Genomic DNA, 14990 nt, shown 5'->3' on the forward strand with positions numbered 1-14990 from the left:
CTGTGGCCCCGGTCCTTACAGATCGGGGCCACATTTGTATCTCTGCGGGTATTCCCCTCCGAGACGTCCGCCGAAGGCGAACCGTCAATTAACGGCAGGGATGACAGTTGGTCCACCCACTGTGTGGGTTCGGGGCCGTCTCGATTTTGGACTGAGTGGAGCGTGCGTCGGAGCGGGGGAGCGAAGCGGAGGAGCTCCGGCGTGCGCGGAGGGAGGGAAAAATCGAGACCGTCAGGCCCCGAACCCCGCCGGAGCGAAGCGGAGGCAAATTAAACACAGCCACGAGCGTTTCTAGCGCAGACCAGCCCTCCCCGCGTGCTCAAGAACCCGTGCCCGGCCCGCCCACCGCAGACAGCATCCGCTCTTTCCCCGACCGGATATGCGCCGTCATCAGCCGCTCCGCCAAGTCCGCATCCCCCGCCGCAAGGCTGTCGATGATCTCCCCGTGCTGGCAATTCGAGGTCGTCCGCGCAGTTTCCGTCTCCAACCCGTGCCGGCGAAACAGGTGCAGTTCCTTCGAAACATCGTCATAGAGATCAATGAGCCGAGGATTCCCCGACAGGCCGACCAGCGCGCGATGCAGGTCCACATTGCCCGGGTAATAGTCGTCCACCGCGGGAACAGCCTGGTCCAGCCGGGTTACCTTGGCACGCAAGGCTTCCACGTCCGCGGGAGTGGCATTGACCGCTGCCAGCCGCCCGGCCAGCCCGAACAGCGCGGCGCGAATGTCGTAAAGCTGAGCGGCTTCGTCCACAGAGATCTCACGGACGAACATCCCCCTGTTGGTACGAAATTCGACAAGCCGGCTGTACTCGAGCTGACGCAGCGCCTCACGCACCGGCCCACGGCTGGTACCGAGCTGCAGCGCCAGAGCGGATTCGTTGATCCGGTCGCCGCCCTTCAACGCACCGTTGATGATCATCTGCTCGAGTTCCGTGGCGATGAGTTGCAGCAGAGACGTGGACTGCCGCTCGGCCACTCGCTGCTGAAGCGCATTCATCGCATCCCGGTGCTCGGCCATGGCCCGGCATTCTGTCACCCCCAATCGTCAATTGCAAATCGTTGACAGTTGACAATTCTCCAGCGCAGACTCGATGCACCGTCCGGTCGAAACGAAGGAGGACGGAAATGAAGATCAAGGACATCCGAGCCAGCGTGCACACCACCTCGATCGAGGTACCCCTGCTGCGCGAGCGAGTCAGCGGCTACGGCCGGGAGGAGCAGAAGGAGTTCGTCTTCTGCGAGGTCGAAACCGACGAAGGACTCACCGGTGTCGCGGTCACCGGCCATTTCCTCGCGCACGCCGTGGTGGTGGCGCTGGAGCAGCACTTCCTTCCGACGGTCGTGGACATGGACCCGCGCGAGATCGAGGCCGTGCACCAAAAGGTCTGGCGCACATTGAATCCACGCACCATGACCGGCGTGGTATCCAGCGCCCTGTCACTACTGGACATCGCCCTCTGGGACATCGCGGGCAAGGCGGCGGGCCGCCCGGTGGCAAGCCTGCTCGGCGGAGCGCGCACCGAGGTGCCGGTCTACGTGACTTTCGGCTTCCCGCAATACGATCGGGAAACCCTGGCCGAAGCCGCCAGACTGCAACTCGACCAAGGCGTTTCGGCCCTGAAGATGGTCGTCGCCGTCAACGAGGGCGGCTGGCGCGAAGACGCCGCCCGAATCCACGCCGTGCGCACCGAGATCGGCGGCGATATCGATCTGATGATCGACGCCAACTACCTCTTCACCCCGACCGAGGCCGCCCAATTGTGCCGGGCGGTCGAAGACGCCGAGCTCACCTGGTTCGAGGAACCGCTGCACCAGAACGATGCCCGCGCCCTCGCGGATCTGCGCGCGCACACCAGGATTCCGCTGGCGGCCGGGCAGATGGAGGGCCACCGCTGGCGGTTGCGGGAACTGGTCGAGCGGCAGGCGATCGATGTCCTGCAGCCGAATGTCTGCTACTGCGGCGGTTTCACCGAGGCGCGCAAGGCCGCGCATCTGGCGCAGATCTACAACCTGCCGCTCGCACACGGCGGCGGCTGGCCGCTGTTCAATCTGCACACCCTGGCCGGAATGATGAACGGCTGGATCCTGGAATGGCATCTGGGCATGGTGCAGGTCGGCGAACTGCTCTTCCCGGACGCGCCGAAACCGGTGAACGGGCGGATCACCGTCCCGGATCGCCCGGGCCTGGGGCTCACCGTGGACCGCGACGCGCTGCGCTCGACTCTCGTTCCGGCCAAGTGATTCCGGGCGGTGAGTCAGATGAGCACCTCCGAGCTCGACACCGCGCCCGACGCCGCGGCCCCCCGGCCGCGCTGGCGCCGGGCGCTGGCCAACACCAGTTTCCAGGTGTTGATCGCCGCCCTTGCCGCCGCGGTTCTCGGGCTGGCGGCCCCGGACTTCGCTGCGGGCCTGAAGCCGATCGCCACCGGCTTCATCGCCCTGATCCAGATGCTGATCGCGCCGATCGTCTTCCTGGTGACGGTCACCGGCATCGTCTCGGCCGGCGGCATGAAGACCGTCGGCCGGATCGCGGCCCGCACGATCATCTACTTCGAGATCGTCACCACCGCGGGCATGCTGCTCGGGCTGCTGGCGGTCAATGTGTTCCAGCCGGGCGTGGGAGTGGCGCCGCCCGCGGACGCGTCCAGCGAGATCGACAGCTATGTGCCCGGGAAGACGCACGATTCGTTCGGCGAGTTCGTGCTGGGCATGGTGCCCGACAATGCCGTGGGCGCTTTCGCCGAGGGCCACATCATCCAGGTGCTGATATTCGGCGTGCTCTTCGCCATGGCGCTGCTGCGCATGCCCGCCGGAGTTCAGGAGCCGATCGTGGGCGCCTGCACCCGCTTGTCGCAGGTGCTGTTCCGGATGATCAATATGATCATGCTGCTCGCGCCGATCGGCACCTTCGGGGCGGTGGCGTTCACCGTCGGCAAGTACGGGCCGGAGACTCTGACGGCGCTGATGAAGCTGGTGGCCGTATCCGGGCTCGCCCTGGCGGTTTTCGTCTTCATCGGGCTGGCGGTGATCTGCCGGCTGGCGGGATTCTCACTGCTGCGGCTGATCCGGTCGCTGCGCCGGGAACTGATGGTGGTGCTCGGCACCTCCTCCTCGGAAGCCGTACTGCCGCAGCTGATGGCGCGCATGGAGGAGGCGGGCTGCCGTCGCAGTGTGGTGGGTCTGGTTGTGCCGACCGGCTTTTCGTTCAATCTGGACGGGGTCGCGGTGGTGATCCCGATCTGCGTGGTGTTCATCGGCCAGGTGTACGGCGTGCCGATGACCTTCGGTGATCAGCTGATGCTGTTCCTGGTGTTCCTGGTGCTGTCCAAGGGCACCGCCGGGATCAGCGGTTCGGCCTTCGTCACGCTCGCCAATACGGTGGCCGCGACCGCGCTGGTGCCCGTGGCGGGGCTGGCGCTGGTGCTGTCGGTGGACCGATTCCTTTCTCTCATGCGGGCTTTGACCAATGTGCTCGGCAATGCCGTGGCGGCGGTTGTCATCGCGCGCTGGGAGCCCGACGGCCTGGATTCCGAGCGTGCCGCCGCGGCACTCGGGTTCCGGTCGAAAACTGCTCGAGGAGTATAGAAATGGTTCGAATCGTCGCCGTTCACGAAGGCGTGGTGCCCATCAGCTCGTCGATGAGCAATGCCTTCATCGATTTCAGCACCATGGACAGTTCGATTGTCGCGGTGGTCAGTGACGTCGTCCGGGACGGGGAGCCCGTCGTCGGATACGGCTTCAATTCCAATGGCCGCTACAGTGCGGGAGAGATCCTGCGCCGCAGGATCATTCCACGACTGCTGGCCGCCCCGCCGGAAGAATTGCGCACCGCGGACGGCGCCGCCGTCGATCCGGCGCGGGCGTGGGAGTTCATGACCCGCAATGAGAAGCCGGGCGGGCACGGTGAACGCTCGGTCGCGGTGGGCGTGATCGATATGGCCCTGTTCGATCTGGCCGCCAAACTGGCCGGGCTGCCGCTGTATCAGTGGCTGGTCCGGCACTACGGCCTCGGCGAGCCCGACGAGGACGTATTCGTCTATGCCGCCGGCGGCTACTACGCCCCCGGCAAGGGGCTCACCGAACTCCAGGACGAGATGGTGGAATTCCTCGCGCAGGGCTATGACGTGGTCAAGATGAAGATCGGCGGCGCGAGCCTGGCCGAGGACCTCGCGCGGATCGAAGCGGTGCTGGAGGTGCTCGGCGGCGACGGTTCGCGCCTGGCCGTGGACGCCAATGGCCGCTTCGATCTCGACACCGCCCTGGCCTACGGCCGCGCGCTCGAGCCCTACGGCCTGTTCTGGTACGAGGAGCCCGGCGACCCGCTGGACTACGCCCTGCACGCCACGCTGTCCGAGCACTATCCGGGCCCGCTGGCCACCGGCGAGAACCTCTTCTCGGTCCAGGACGCCCGCAATCTGATCCGCTACGCGGGCATGCGCCCGGACCGCGACTACCTGCAATTCGACCCGGTCCTCGGCTACGGCCTGGTCGAGTATCTCCGCATCCAGGACATGCTCGGGCAGCACGGCTGGTCCTCCCGCCGCTGCATCCCGCACGGCGGCCATCAGTTCTCCCTGCACATCGCCGCGGCCCTGCGCCTCGGCGGCAACGAGTCCTATCCGGGCGAATTCCAGCCCACCGGCGGCTTCGCCGACAACGCCGTGATCGAGAACAGCCGCCTTCGCCTGAACTCGACCCCCGGTATCGGCTTCGAGGACAAGGCCGAGCTCCACAAGGTCTTCCGTGCCCTGCACGCCGGTCGCTGAGTGTGTCCTGCGCCATACCCCCGGCGCGCCATTGTGTGGAACCGTCGGTAACGGTTAATCTGACCTCAATAAGTAAACCGATCGGTTTAGTGGGAGGTGTCGGATGACGGTGTCAATGGCGAGCCGGGGATCCGGGCTGACCGTGGCGACGCTGTCGCGGCGGGGGCGGGTGGCGGCGCTGGTCGCCATCTGCCTGGCGGAACTGCTTGTGGTGCTGGACAACACGCTCGTGAATGTGGCGCTGCCGTCGATGGCGGTGCAGCTGCAGGCCGATATGAGCGGGTTGCAGTGGATCGTGGACGCGTTCACGCTGGCGTTCTCCGGGCTCCTGCTGGCCATGGGGCACCTCGGGGACCGCTACGGGCGGCGGCGGTTCATGGTGATCGGCCTGATCGGCGTGGCGGCCATGTCGGGCGCGGGGGCGCTGTCCTCCGGGCTCGGACAGGTCATCGCGGCCCGCGCGGGTATGGGCGTCTTCGCGGCCGTGGTGTTCCCGGCGACGCTGGCGCTGATCACGAATATCTTCACCGAGGCCCGGGAGCGGGCCGCGGCCATTGCCGCGTGGACGGCCATGGCGGGCATTGCCGTCGCCATCGGGCCGACCGTCGGCGGGTGGCTGCTCGAGCACTTCTCCTGGCATTCGGTGTTCTGGATCAATGTGCCCGTGGCGCTGATTGCCATTGCGGCCGTGCTCATTACGGTGCCGGAGTCGCGGGCCGAGCAGGTGGACCGGCTGGACAAGATCGGCATCGTGCTGTCGCTGGCGGGTGTGACCATGCTGGTCTACTCGATCATCGAGGCGCCCAAGCACGGCTGGCTGTCCACACAGAGCATCATCGGCTACCTGCTCGCGGCGGCGGCGCTGGCGGTGTTCGTGGCGTGGGAGCTGCGGGTGCGCACGCCCGTGCTGAACATGCGCCTGTTCCGCAACCGGCGGTTCGCACTGCCGTCCCTGGCCATCACCGTGTCCTACTTCAGCGCCTTCGGATTCCTGTTCCTGATCACCCAGTACTTCCAGGGCGTGAAGGAGCTCTCGCCGCTCGAATTCGGCATCCACTCACTGCCTTTCGCCATTGCCGTCGGCTTCGGCGCGCCCATCGCGACCATGCTGGCGCAGCGGCTCGGCACCACGGCCATGCTGGTCACCGGCCTGCTCATCCTGGCCATCGCCATGTACATCGCCGGGCAGACGAAGGTCGAAACCCCTTATCTGGGGCCGGTTGTCATCTCGATGATCCTGATGGGCCTGGGCTTCGCGGTGGTGCAGGGCCCCGCCACCGAATCCATCATGGGCTCGGTGCCTTTGGAGGAGGCAGGCGCGGGTTCCGCGGTCAACGACACCACCCGCGAGGTGGGCGGCGCGCTCGGTGTCGCACTGCTGGGCTCGATCATGACGACGGTCTACGCCCAGCGCGTGGGCGGCCGGATCGAGTCCATCCCGGGCCAGATCATGAACGACCAGCAGAAAGAACTGGCCAGCAATACCCCGATCAGCGTCCTGGAGGTCATCAAGGCGCCGGTGAATCCGCTACTGCTGCAAGCGAAGACCGACCTGATCCACGCCATGAAGGCCGCCGCCCTGGCCGGCGCGCAGGCGGCCTCCTACGTCGCGGTGGGCACCATCCTGGTAGCCGCCGTGATCGTCGCGCTCGCCCTGCCCTGGAAGCCGCAGCGCGGCAACTCGATCCTGCTCGGCTGGCGCGAGAAGCAGCCCACCCCAACCGATCCCACCGACAGCTGAGACAACTCGGCACCCGCACCGTGTCGTGTGCGGGTGCCGATTCGTCGGATGCGCCCCTGAGAGCCTCTGTTCCGGGGGGTTTCAGGGGTTCGCCCCTGAGAATCTCTGCTCGAGGGGTATCAGGGGCTTGCCCCTGAGAGCCTCTGAGAGTTAGAGGGTCTCTTTCTCGGAATCCGGGTCCGGCGGCAGCACGCCGGTCACCAGGAACACCACCCGGCGCCCGATCTCCACGGCGTGGTCGGCGAACCGCTCGTAGTAGCGGCCCAGCAGCGCCACGTCGACCGCCGACGCCACGCCGTGCGGCCAGTCGCGATCCATGATGAGCGTGAACAGATGCTTGCGCAGATCGTCCATCGCCTCGTCGTCGTCGGTCAGCTTGGCGGCCCGCTCAGGATCCCGGGTCTCCAGCACCTCCTTGGCGGTGGCGCTCATCTTGACCGCGATGCGACCCATTTCGGCGAAGTAGCTGTTGACCGCCTCGGGCACGGCGTGCGCCGGGAAGCGCCGGCGGGTCATCTTGGCGACGTGCAGGGCGAGCGCGCCCATGCGGTTGACGTCGGAGACGATCTGGATGGCGCTGACCACCTGCCGCAGATCGCCGGCGACGGGGGCCTGCAGGGCCAGCAGCGCGAACGCCTTCTCCTCGGCCAGCTGGATCATCTCGGCAATGCGGTCGTATTCGGTGATCACCTGCTCCGCGAGCTCGAGATCGGCGTCGAGCAGCGAGTTGGTCGCCCGCTCCATCGCCGACCCGGCGAGCCCGGCCATGCCGCCGAGCAGATCGGCGAGCTCGGCCATTTGTTCGTTGTAGATGACACGCATGAGTCAAGACATTAGTAGGAGCTGCTGACCAAGTCACCAACGGTGGGTGAATCGTCGGTGCCGCTGCTACTTACAGGTGTCGTCGGCCGCGTTCACGTGTTCCAGGTCGGAGGGCAGTGTGACCTGCGCCGCATCGGTGGCGGCCGGCGCGTCCGCCAGCGTCTGCCCGAAGGCGGTCGGCGTGCGCACCGTGCCGGCGTAGTCCGAGCCCAGCACGACCTCCACAATGCTGCCCAATCCGCTGGCGGCCTCGAGGGACGCGCCCGGGATGGCGCTGGCCACGGTGGCGGCCGCGGCCTCCTGCCCGCTGGAGTAGCGGACCTTGGTCTTGGCGGAGGCGCCTTCGGCGTAGTTGCCGGTGCTGTAGATCTGGAAGCCCTGGTTGGCCAGCTTGGTGGCGGCCGTGGCCGCGGTGCCCCCGATGCCGGAGCCATTGGAGACCTGCAGCGACACCGTGCTCGGATCGACGGCGGTCAGCTTGGGCTTGGGCGCTTCCTCGGTGGTGGTGGTCGCCGGGTCGGGCGCCTTCTCACCGGGCAGCGGCTGATCGTCGATGACCGCGCGGAAGATGGCCTTGATATCGGATTCGCGCGGAATCTCATTGCCGTAGGACGTGGTTCCCGCCGTGGGCACGGTGAGGAAGGTGATGGCCCCGGCCTCCACCTTGCGCAGCGACTGCCCCAGCATGAGCAGGTCCTTGGTGGTGACGTTGTCCATGAACGAGTGGTTGGCGAAGGCGTTGATGAACCCGTTCAGCTTGCCCGGATCGAAGAGCACCTTGCTGGACAGCGCCCCGCGCAGCAGGGAGGACAGGAAGCGCTGCTGTCGGCTGATGCGGTCGTAGTCGCTGCGTTCCTCGCCGTACACGTGCCGGGCGCGCACATAGTCGAGGGCGGTGGCGCCATTGACGATCTGCTTGCCGGGTTCGGTGAGGATGGTGCCGAGCGTGTCGTCGATGAGCGGCTTGGTGGCGCAGACCTCCACGCCGCCGATGGTGTCGACCATGGATTCGAAGCCGGCGAAGTCGATGCCGACGAAGTGGTTGATCTTGAGGCCGGACAGCTTCTGGATCACCTTGGTCAGGCACTTCGGCCCGCCGAGCGCGTAGACCGCATTGAGCTTGTCGCCGATGGCGGACGGGAAGGACTCCCCGGTGTAGGTGCCCTTGTCATTGTCCCAGCCTTCGCAGACCGGCCGGGTGACGTCCAGGTCGCGCGGGAAGGACACGGCGACCACGCGATCGCGGTTGGCCGGAATGTTCACCAGCATGACCGTGTCGGCGCGCGCTCCCTCGGCGTCGTCGGTGGTGCCTGCGCCCAGGTCGGCATTGACGCCCGCGCGGGTGTCGGTGCCGATGACGAGGAAGTTCTCATCGCCGTACTGGGCATTGGCGTCGACCACGTCCGGGGAGTTCGGATCGATGGCGGTCACCTGGTTGAAGCCGTTGTCCTTGGTCTTCAGATAGCTCCAGCCGGTGCCGGTGACCAGCATGGTGAGCACCGCGAAGACGGCGAGCGCGCTGCGCCCGGCGACCTGCATCTTGCGATTGCGGCGGCGCCGACCGGCGGCCAGCCGCGAGACGGACTGTGCGCCAACCGAGGTCGGCAGCGCGGTGGTCGGATAGTCGGCGGGGGATTCGACGCGGGCGGCGCGCGGCGTCTTGGCGGATTTGGCGCGCACCGGGGGCGGATCGGTGATCGTGGGTAGCTCTTCGGTGACCGGATCCGCGGTCGGGTCGACCCGTCGCTTGCCGGTGGTTTCCACGGCCGCGTACTGAGAAGTCTTGGCGGCGGCCGAGTCCGGCGCCACGGACCGGCGGGCGCCGGTCGTGCCCGGATCGGCGGGGCGGCGGGCGCCATTGGGGGCGGGCGCTTCCGCGGGGATGGTGTGGCGGGCCCCGGTGGTCTCGGCGGACACGGCGCGCCGGGAACCGGTGGCGGCGGGCGACTCCGGCGGTACGGCGCGCCGGGCGCCGGTGGTGGCCGCGCCCGGCCAGCCGACGGTCGCGCCGTGGCGGCGGGTGCGTCCGGGGGCTATCGATTCGTCGTCGGGTGCGGCGGCCGCGGGCGGGGCGGCGGGGGGCTCGGGTTCGGCGCGGCGCCGGCGGCGCGACTTGCGCTCGCTGTCCACGCGTTCGACGAGATCCTGCACCGAGATGGGCGCGGAGCCGTGCGTCGCATTGTCGCCGTGCCGCGCGCGGCGGCCGGTGGATGACTGGGCGTCCTCGTCCGCGGGGTAGCGCTCCCACGGGGCGCGACCTCCGGGCCGTGGCGTACGCCCGTACCGATCGTCACCCACCAACGAACCTCACTTTGCTATTCGATGCCGACCGTCATGATAACGATTCCGCCACGATGGACCACTCGAACGGAAATCCACCGGGTGTAGCTCACAGAAAAGTCTGCCAGGGGTACGGCGATCGGTTCGGGAACGCGAGGGGCGATATTTTCAGCCGCCGCTGTGCATTACATCGGCGGCGCACGGGACGGTGGGATCCTCGGGATCGTCGAGCCAGCCGTGCGGCAGCGCCACCTTGCCCGGCGAGCCCTGCCGGCCGCGCGGGCCCTCGGCGTCCTTGGGGAAGGGGGCGGTGGGGTCGAGTCTGCCGATCAGGTCCTGCAATTGGGCCAGGCTGCCCACGGTGGCGAAGGAGCGCCGCAGATCCCCGCCGACCGGGAATCCCATGAGATACCAGGCCATGTGCTTGCGCAGGTCCCGCATGCCCTTCTCCTCGCCGTCGTGGTCGACGAGCAAACTGGCGTGCCGGTACAGGATTTCGCCGACCTTGCCCAGATTCGGCGGGGCCGGAAGGGGTTCGCCGCGCAGCGCGGCCTCGAGTTCGGCGAACAGCCACGGGCGGCCGAGGCAGCCGCGGCCGACCACGACGCCGTCGCAGCCGGTTTCGGCCATCATGCGCACCGCGTCGTCGGCGCTGAAGATATCGCCGTTGCCGAGCACCGGGATGCCGGTGACGGCCTCCTTGAGCCGGGCGATGGCGGTCCAGTCGGCCTCGCCGGAGTAGCGCTGCGCGGCCGTGCGGGCGTGCAGCGCAACCGCTTTCGCGCCCTCCTCGGCGGCGATGCGCCCGGTGTCGAGATAGGTGTGGTGTTCGTCGTCGATGCCGATGCGGAACTTCACGGTGACCGGCACCCCGGCCGGCTCCGCCGCCGACACCATCGCCTTCATGATGTCGCGGAACAGCTGCCGCTTGTACGGCAGCGCCGCACCGCCGCCCAGCCGCGTCACCTTGGGCACCGGGCAGCCGAGGTTCAGGTCGATGTGATCGGCCCACCCCTCGCCGACGACGATGCGCACGGCCTCGCCCAACGTCTTGGGATCCACGCCGTACAGCTGCATGGAGCGCGGGCTCTCGTCGGGCCCGAACGCCATCATGTGCAGCGTCTTCTCATTGCGCTCGACCACCGCCCGCGCCGTGATCATCTCGCACACGTAGATCGAGGTGGCGCTGCCGAACTCCCGGCACAGCGTCCGGAACGCGACATTGGTGATCCCCGCCATCGGAGCCAGCACGACCGGCGGATCGACCGGGTACGGGCCGATTCGCAGCGCGGTCTGGGTGGCTTCGATCGAGGTTGTCACGTCGCCCAGTGTCTCATCACGGCGACTGTGCCCGGGAACACATACCTCCGAACTGGGTATGAAAGGGGGGTCCGGGGGCTTGGCCTCCGGACCCCCCTCTTTTCGTACTGGGGGTGTGGGGGCGAAGCCCCCGCCACCTACGCGTCCTGGAGCTCGCGCTCGCGCTTGGCCGCCTCGCGGGCGAGCATGCGGTCGCGCTGTTCCTCGAACTTCACCACGTCCTTGGACAGCTTCTCCAGGAACTCGCCGAGGCGGTTGCGCACCGCGTCACCGCGGGCGGAGAAGTCGTCGCGCTCGAAGATCTTCCACTTCTTGAGCACCGGGTTGACGACCTCTTCCAGGTGCTGGCGCAGGTCGTAGATGCCGTGCTTGGCCATGAGCACGCCATTGCGGCGGAAGTTGGGCATGCCCGCGCCCGGCATCTGGAAGTTCTCCAGAATCAGGGTGATGGCCTCGAGCGCCTGGTCGGGCGAGAGGTCCAGGGCCGCGCCGCACATGTTCCGGTAGAAGATCATGTGCAGGTTCTCGTCGGCCGCGATGCGCTGCAGCATGCGGTCGGCAATGGGGTCGTCGCACACCTTGCCGGTATTGCGGTGTGAGACGCGGGTGGCCAGCTCCTGGAAGGTGACGTAGGCGACCGAGTGCAGGAAGCCGGCGTCTTCCTCTGTGGGAGAGGCGAATCCGTTGGTCATGTGGACCATGCGCGCCTGTTCGAGGGCGACCGGATCCACACCGCGGGTCACGACCAGGTAGTCGCGCATGACGATGCCGTGCCGGTTCTCCTCGGCGGTCCAGCGACCGACCCAGGTGCCCCAGGCGCCGTCCTGGGAGAAGTTCTCGGCGATCTCACGGTGGTAGGAGGGCAGGTTGTCCTCGGTGAGCAGGTTGGTGATCATGGCCGCCTTGGCCAGCTCGCTCAGCTTCGACTGCGAGGGGTCCCAGTCGATGCCGCCCATGGCGGCGAAGTTGCGTCCTTCGTCCCACGGCACGTAGTCGTGCGGATGCCATTCCTTCGCCAGGGAGAGGTGGCGATCGACATTCTCCGCGGCAACCGGCTCCAACTCCGTGAGCAGCTCGAGTTGAGTCAGATCCCTTGCCATGTATGCGCCCTTCGTTGTCGTGCGGTTGTGCTGTCTTCCCTCGCCGGCCTGCCGCCGAGCCCATACCCTACGTGACCGTAGGGTGATGTGAAACTCACAAGTCCTCGATTGCGGTACAGGTGAGGGATGTCATATGAGAGCGGCCCGCGGCGACTGTCTATCGCCGTGGGCCGCAGTTCGTTAGCCGCACACCGGAATTCGGTGTGATCTCACTTCTTGCCGCCGAGCAGTCCGCCCAGCACGTTGCCGAGCACGTTCCCGGCGTCCTTGCCGCCGAGCGCTGAGCCGAGGATGTCGCCCAGTCCGCCGCCGCCCTTGCCGCCGGTCGCTCCACCGAGCAGGCTACCGAGAATGTCGCCGAGTCCGCCGCCGCCGGCGGCCTGGGTGCCCGCGGCCCCGCCGCCGCCCATCGCCTTCTTGCCGATGTAGGCCAGCACGATGGGCGCCAGCATGGGCAGCAGCTTGCCCATGAGGTCCTGGGTGATATTGCTGCCGCCGACATTGCCCAGGGCGCTCATCACGGTGTTCTTCTCCGCGCCGAAGGTCTGGTCGACGATCTTGCCGCCGCCGGCGACATCGACCTGGTCGATATTCACGCCGCCGTCGAGCAGGTCGTCGGGCTGCTTGGCGATGGCGCCTTCTATCTCCGTCGCCGCGTCCGGGTTGCTGGCTTTTGCCTGTAACCCGCCGAGGAGAACCGGAATGGCCGCGCTGATTGCCGTGGTCGCGGTGGCCTGATCGACACCGAGCTTATCGGCGATCTGGGCGACGGGCACTTGGGAGAGCAGGTCATCGAAGGAAGTCATGAACTCCGCCTGAGTTGATGGGGTCCCGGAAAAGCCCTACTCAGGCCACGGTAGGCGAAAATCGGACAGATTGCTACAGATTCGCAGATGTGGCGAAGGGCCCGAACGGAGTGTTCGGGCCCTTCGGCGTTTTGCACGCCCACCTGGGCATACGTGTGCCCCCACCAGGGCTCGAACCTGGGACCTGCGGATTAAAAGTCCGTAGCTCTACCAACTGAGCTATAGGGGCGCGGGACGACAGTTTAATGTGCCGGTCGGCCAGTTGTTAAACGAGTATCCGATTGTGGTGCGCGGCCGGATGTTTGCGCAGGTCGAGGAGGTTCGGGCGGTACGGCGTGGCGCGCGGGCCCGGGCGCTGTCACCGGGGGTTGCGGGTACGGGCGCGAGCGAACCGGGGGGTTCGGGAGGGGGTGGGAGGGGGTACGGCCGGGGGAGCGCGCTGGGGAGGCGGTGGGCGGATCGGGGGAAGGATCGGGATGCCGGGAGCGTGCGGACCGGTCGGTGGGGCGGGCTGGGGCCCGGCGCGGGGATTCGATGGGGCGGCCGCGGAGCGGGGCGCGGGGGTCCGGCGCGGAGGTGAGCGCCCGCTGACCCCTAAGGGGTGGGGTGGCCCGGCAATCGCGTTGCCACTCAGTTTGTTTCGTTCCGGCCGATTGTGAATATCATCCAATGGTGATGTCGGGCAATCAATTTGGGGTGGGGGGTGGGAACCGGTCGGAGCCGGCGCCGCGGGGATGGCGTCGGTCCGGTGGTGATGCCGTGCCGATGGGGGTGGCTCGGGCGGGTATGACCGGTGGATCGAACATCCGTGGGATAAGGGCGAATTCGCCTATTCGGACCAATCGCCCAGCTGGTAGCTGCGAAATTGCGGTGTTCGATAGGGGGCATGCTGGCTAACTGACTTTCCGGTACACCTCACGCGGGGTGCGCTTTCCGGGTACGGTGACCGACTGGTGAATTCCCGAAGAACCGGGATTGCCCCGGCGGCACGGGATTCGGCTTATCGTTGATGTGCCCGATACGTGTCGCGACCGGTCTGGCCGATCGCGGCGCAATGGATGTAGCTGCGGGAGGCGGACCAGACGACGAGAACGCCCGGGTGCGCACCCCCTGCGGCGCACCCGGGCGGGAAAACTATACCAGTTGGTGTGTTTCAAGTTTTTCGCGCTTTTTCGTACCAAGAGTTTGGTAATTCGGGCACAAGCCCGTTCTGAAGTATTTGAAAGACACGTAACTTTGCGTCGAGGCCCGGTAAGGGGTTCGCGACGGTAGCTAGCTTCGGAGGCGTTTCGAGCATGGCACGGCAGCAAGAGCGGGCCCGCCGGACACGCGCGGCGATCATCAGGTCCGCCGCCGTTGAGTTCGGGAAGAGCGGCTATGCCGCTGCATCGCTCAACCGCATATTGGAGGGGTCACGCGCCACCAAGGGCGCGATGTACTTCCACTTCGACTCCAAGGAGGATCTGGCGCGCGCGGTCTTGGAAGCCGCCGTCGACCGATATCGAGCATCGACCGAAAGATGGCTCGCCCGAGGCGATCTGGGCCCGCTGGATGTGCTGCACGGCATGATCGACGAGATCGCGCTGCGGCTGGAGAACGACATCATCATCCAGGCCGAGTTCCGGCTCATCATCGAGCCCGAGTTCTATCGCGACATCCAAGCCGGCGGCGGCCGCATCCTGGGGCGGGCCATCCGGCTGCTCGCGGTGCGCGCCACCGAGCACAAGCAGTTGCGCGACGACGCCGATCCGGACCGCTTCACCCGCACCCTGGCGGCGGCGCTGGCCGGTCAGCGTTATATCGCCGATGTACTGGGCGGTCCGGTGGATCTGCGTTCCCGGTTCACCGAGGCGCTCGAGGTGATCGTGGAGGCCACCGCGACCCCGGAGTGGACCGAGGAGTTCCGCCGCGTGGGCTGGCGCGTGACGGCTCGGCTGGAAGATCTCAATTTGGGAGGCTGACCAGCGGATTTGGGAATAACCCGGAGACTGTCATAAGCTATCTCCGCTCCCAACGGAAGCCGTTGAGCAAACGGTCCAGAGAAATCTGGCGGGCCCCCTTCGTCTAGCGGCCTAGGACGCCGCCCTTTCAAGGCGGTAGCGCGGGTTCGAATCCCGTAGGGGGTACCAGCAGTGGCGACATTGCTGGAGGA

The 14990-nt window shown here is 67.1% G+C and carries 11 protein-coding genes and 2 tRNA genes; 6 read left to right on the forward strand and 7 right to left on the reverse strand.

What is annotated here, in order from left to right; genetic code table 11:
* Nucleotides 1-319: 319 nt before the first annotated feature.
* Nucleotides 320-1021 (reverse strand): FCD domain-containing protein, encoded by a 702-nt coding sequence (locus ACFVIV_RS01370; RefSeq protein WP_379192663.1) that lies wholly within the window; start codon nt 1019-1021, stop codon nt 320-322.
* Nucleotides 1022-1128: 107 nt separating this feature from the next.
* Between ACFVIV_RS01370 and ACFVIV_RS01375 the strand changes: the two genes are divergently transcribed.
* The 4 genes from ACFVIV_RS01375 (at nt 1129) to ACFVIV_RS01390 (ending at nt 6510) form a co-directional block, all read left to right on the forward strand.
* A complete protein-coding gene (locus ACFVIV_RS01375) occupies nt 1129-2244 on the forward strand; it encodes a mandelate racemase/muconate lactonizing enzyme family protein (protein WP_379192665.1) in 1116 nt (371 codons plus the stop codon).
* 18 nt (nt 2245-2262) lie between these two features.
* A complete protein-coding gene (locus ACFVIV_RS01380; RefSeq protein ID WP_379192666.1) occupies nt 2263-3588 on the forward strand; it encodes a cation:dicarboxylate symporter family transporter in 1326 nt (441 codons plus the stop codon).
* Between the two features lie 2 nt (nt 3589-3590).
* The gene (locus tag ACFVIV_RS01385) at nt 3591-4769 is read left to right on the forward strand and encodes a mandelate racemase/muconate lactonizing enzyme family protein (RefSeq protein WP_379192668.1); all 1179 of its coding nucleotides are present in this window, start codon (nt 3591-3593) and stop codon (nt 4767-4769) included.
* Nucleotides 4770-4872: 103 nt separating this feature from the next.
* The gene (locus tag ACFVIV_RS01390) at nt 4873-6510 is read left to right on the forward strand and encodes an MFS transporter (protein ID WP_379192670.1); all 1638 of its coding nucleotides are present in this window, start codon (nt 4873-4875) and stop codon (nt 6508-6510) included.
* Between the two features lie 150 nt (nt 6511-6660).
* Here the strand turns inward: ACFVIV_RS01390 and phoU are convergent, their stop codons facing one another.
* The 6 genes from phoU to ACFVIV_RS01420 form a co-directional block, all read right to left on the reverse strand.
* Nucleotides 6661-7332, reverse strand: coding sequence for a phosphate signaling complex protein PhoU (gene phoU, locus ACFVIV_RS01395; protein WP_379192672.1), 672 nt, complete (start codon nt 7330-7332; stop codon nt 6661-6663).
* A gap of 66 nt (nt 7333-7398) precedes the next feature.
* Nucleotides 7399-9630, reverse strand: a complete 2232-nt coding sequence (locus ACFVIV_RS01400; RefSeq protein WP_379192674.1) for an LCP family protein — start codon at nt 9628-9630, stop codon at nt 7399-7401.
* A gap of 150 nt (nt 9631-9780) precedes the next feature.
* Nucleotides 9781-10932 (reverse strand): tRNA dihydrouridine synthase DusB, encoded by a 1152-nt coding sequence (gene dusB / locus ACFVIV_RS01405; RefSeq protein WP_379192676.1) that lies wholly within the window; start codon nt 10930-10932, stop codon nt 9781-9783.
* A 137-nt stretch (nt 10933-11069) separates the two neighbouring features.
* On the reverse strand, nt 11070-12032 hold the full coding sequence (locus ACFVIV_RS01410; protein WP_379192678.1) for an acyl-ACP desaturase: 963 nt from the start codon (nt 12030-12032) through the stop codon (nt 11070-11072).
* Nucleotides 12033-12241: 209 nt separating this feature from the next.
* The gene (locus ACFVIV_RS01415) at nt 12242-12838 is read right to left on the reverse strand and encodes a DUF937 domain-containing protein (protein WP_379192680.1); all 597 of its coding nucleotides are present in this window, start codon (nt 12836-12838) and stop codon (nt 12242-12244) included.
* A gap of 156 nt (nt 12839-12994) precedes the next feature.
* Nucleotides 12995-13067, reverse strand: a tRNA-Lys gene (locus tag ACFVIV_RS01420).
* 1066 nt (nt 13068-14133) lie between these two features.
* Here ACFVIV_RS01420 and ACFVIV_RS01425 point away from each other — a divergent pair.
* Nucleotides 14134-14799 carry a TetR family transcriptional regulator gene (locus ACFVIV_RS01425; RefSeq protein WP_379192682.1) on the forward strand — a complete coding sequence of 222 codons (666 nt, stop codon included), beginning with the start codon at nt 14134-14136 and terminating at the stop codon, nt 14797-14799.
* A gap of 92 nt (nt 14800-14891) precedes the next feature.
* A tRNA-Glu gene (locus tag ACFVIV_RS01430) sits at nt 14892-14967 on the forward strand.
* Nucleotides 14968-14990 lie beyond the last annotated feature (23 nt).

Origin of the sequence: Nocardia sp. NPDC127526 (assembly GCF_042672265.1) — a bacterium.
Taxonomy (GTDB): domain Bacteria; phylum Actinomycetota; class Actinomycetes; order Mycobacteriales; family Mycobacteriaceae; genus Nocardia.

What these genes read in the sequence shown, in the direction of transcription:
- ACFVIV_RS01370 (WP_379192663.1), bottom strand. Translation starts at nt 1,021, where the DNA reads ATGGCCGAGCACCGGGATGCGATGAATGCGCTTCAGCAGCGAGTGGCC.
- ACFVIV_RS01375 (WP_379192665.1), top strand. Translation starts at nt 1,129, where the DNA reads ATGAAGATCAAGGACATCCGAGCCAGCGTGCACACCACCTCGATCGAG.
- ACFVIV_RS01380 (WP_379192666.1), top strand. Translation starts at nt 2,263, where the DNA reads ATGAGCACCTCCGAGCTCGACACCGCGCCCGACGCCGCGGCCCCCCGG.
- ACFVIV_RS01385 (WP_379192668.1), top strand. Translation starts at nt 3,591, where the DNA reads ATGGTTCGAATCGTCGCCGTTCACGAAGGCGTGGTGCCCATCAGCTCG.
- ACFVIV_RS01390 (WP_379192670.1), top strand. Translation starts at nt 4,873, where the DNA reads ATGACGGTGTCAATGGCGAGCCGGGGATCCGGGCTGACCGTGGCGACG.
- phoU (WP_379192672.1), bottom strand. Translation starts at nt 7,332, where the DNA reads ATGCGTGTCATCTACAACGAACAAATGGCCGAGCTCGCCGATCTGCTC.
- ACFVIV_RS01410 (WP_379192678.1), bottom strand. Translation starts at nt 12,032, where the DNA reads ATGGCAAGGGATCTGACTCAACTCGAGCTGCTCACGGAGTTGGAGCCG.
- ACFVIV_RS01415 (WP_379192680.1), bottom strand. Translation starts at nt 12,838, where the DNA reads ATGACTTCCTTCGATGACCTGCTCTCCCAAGTGCCCGTCGCCCAGATC.
- ACFVIV_RS01425 (WP_379192682.1), top strand. Translation starts at nt 14,134, where the DNA reads ATGGCACGGCAGCAAGAGCGGGCCCGCCGGACACGCGCGGCGATCATC.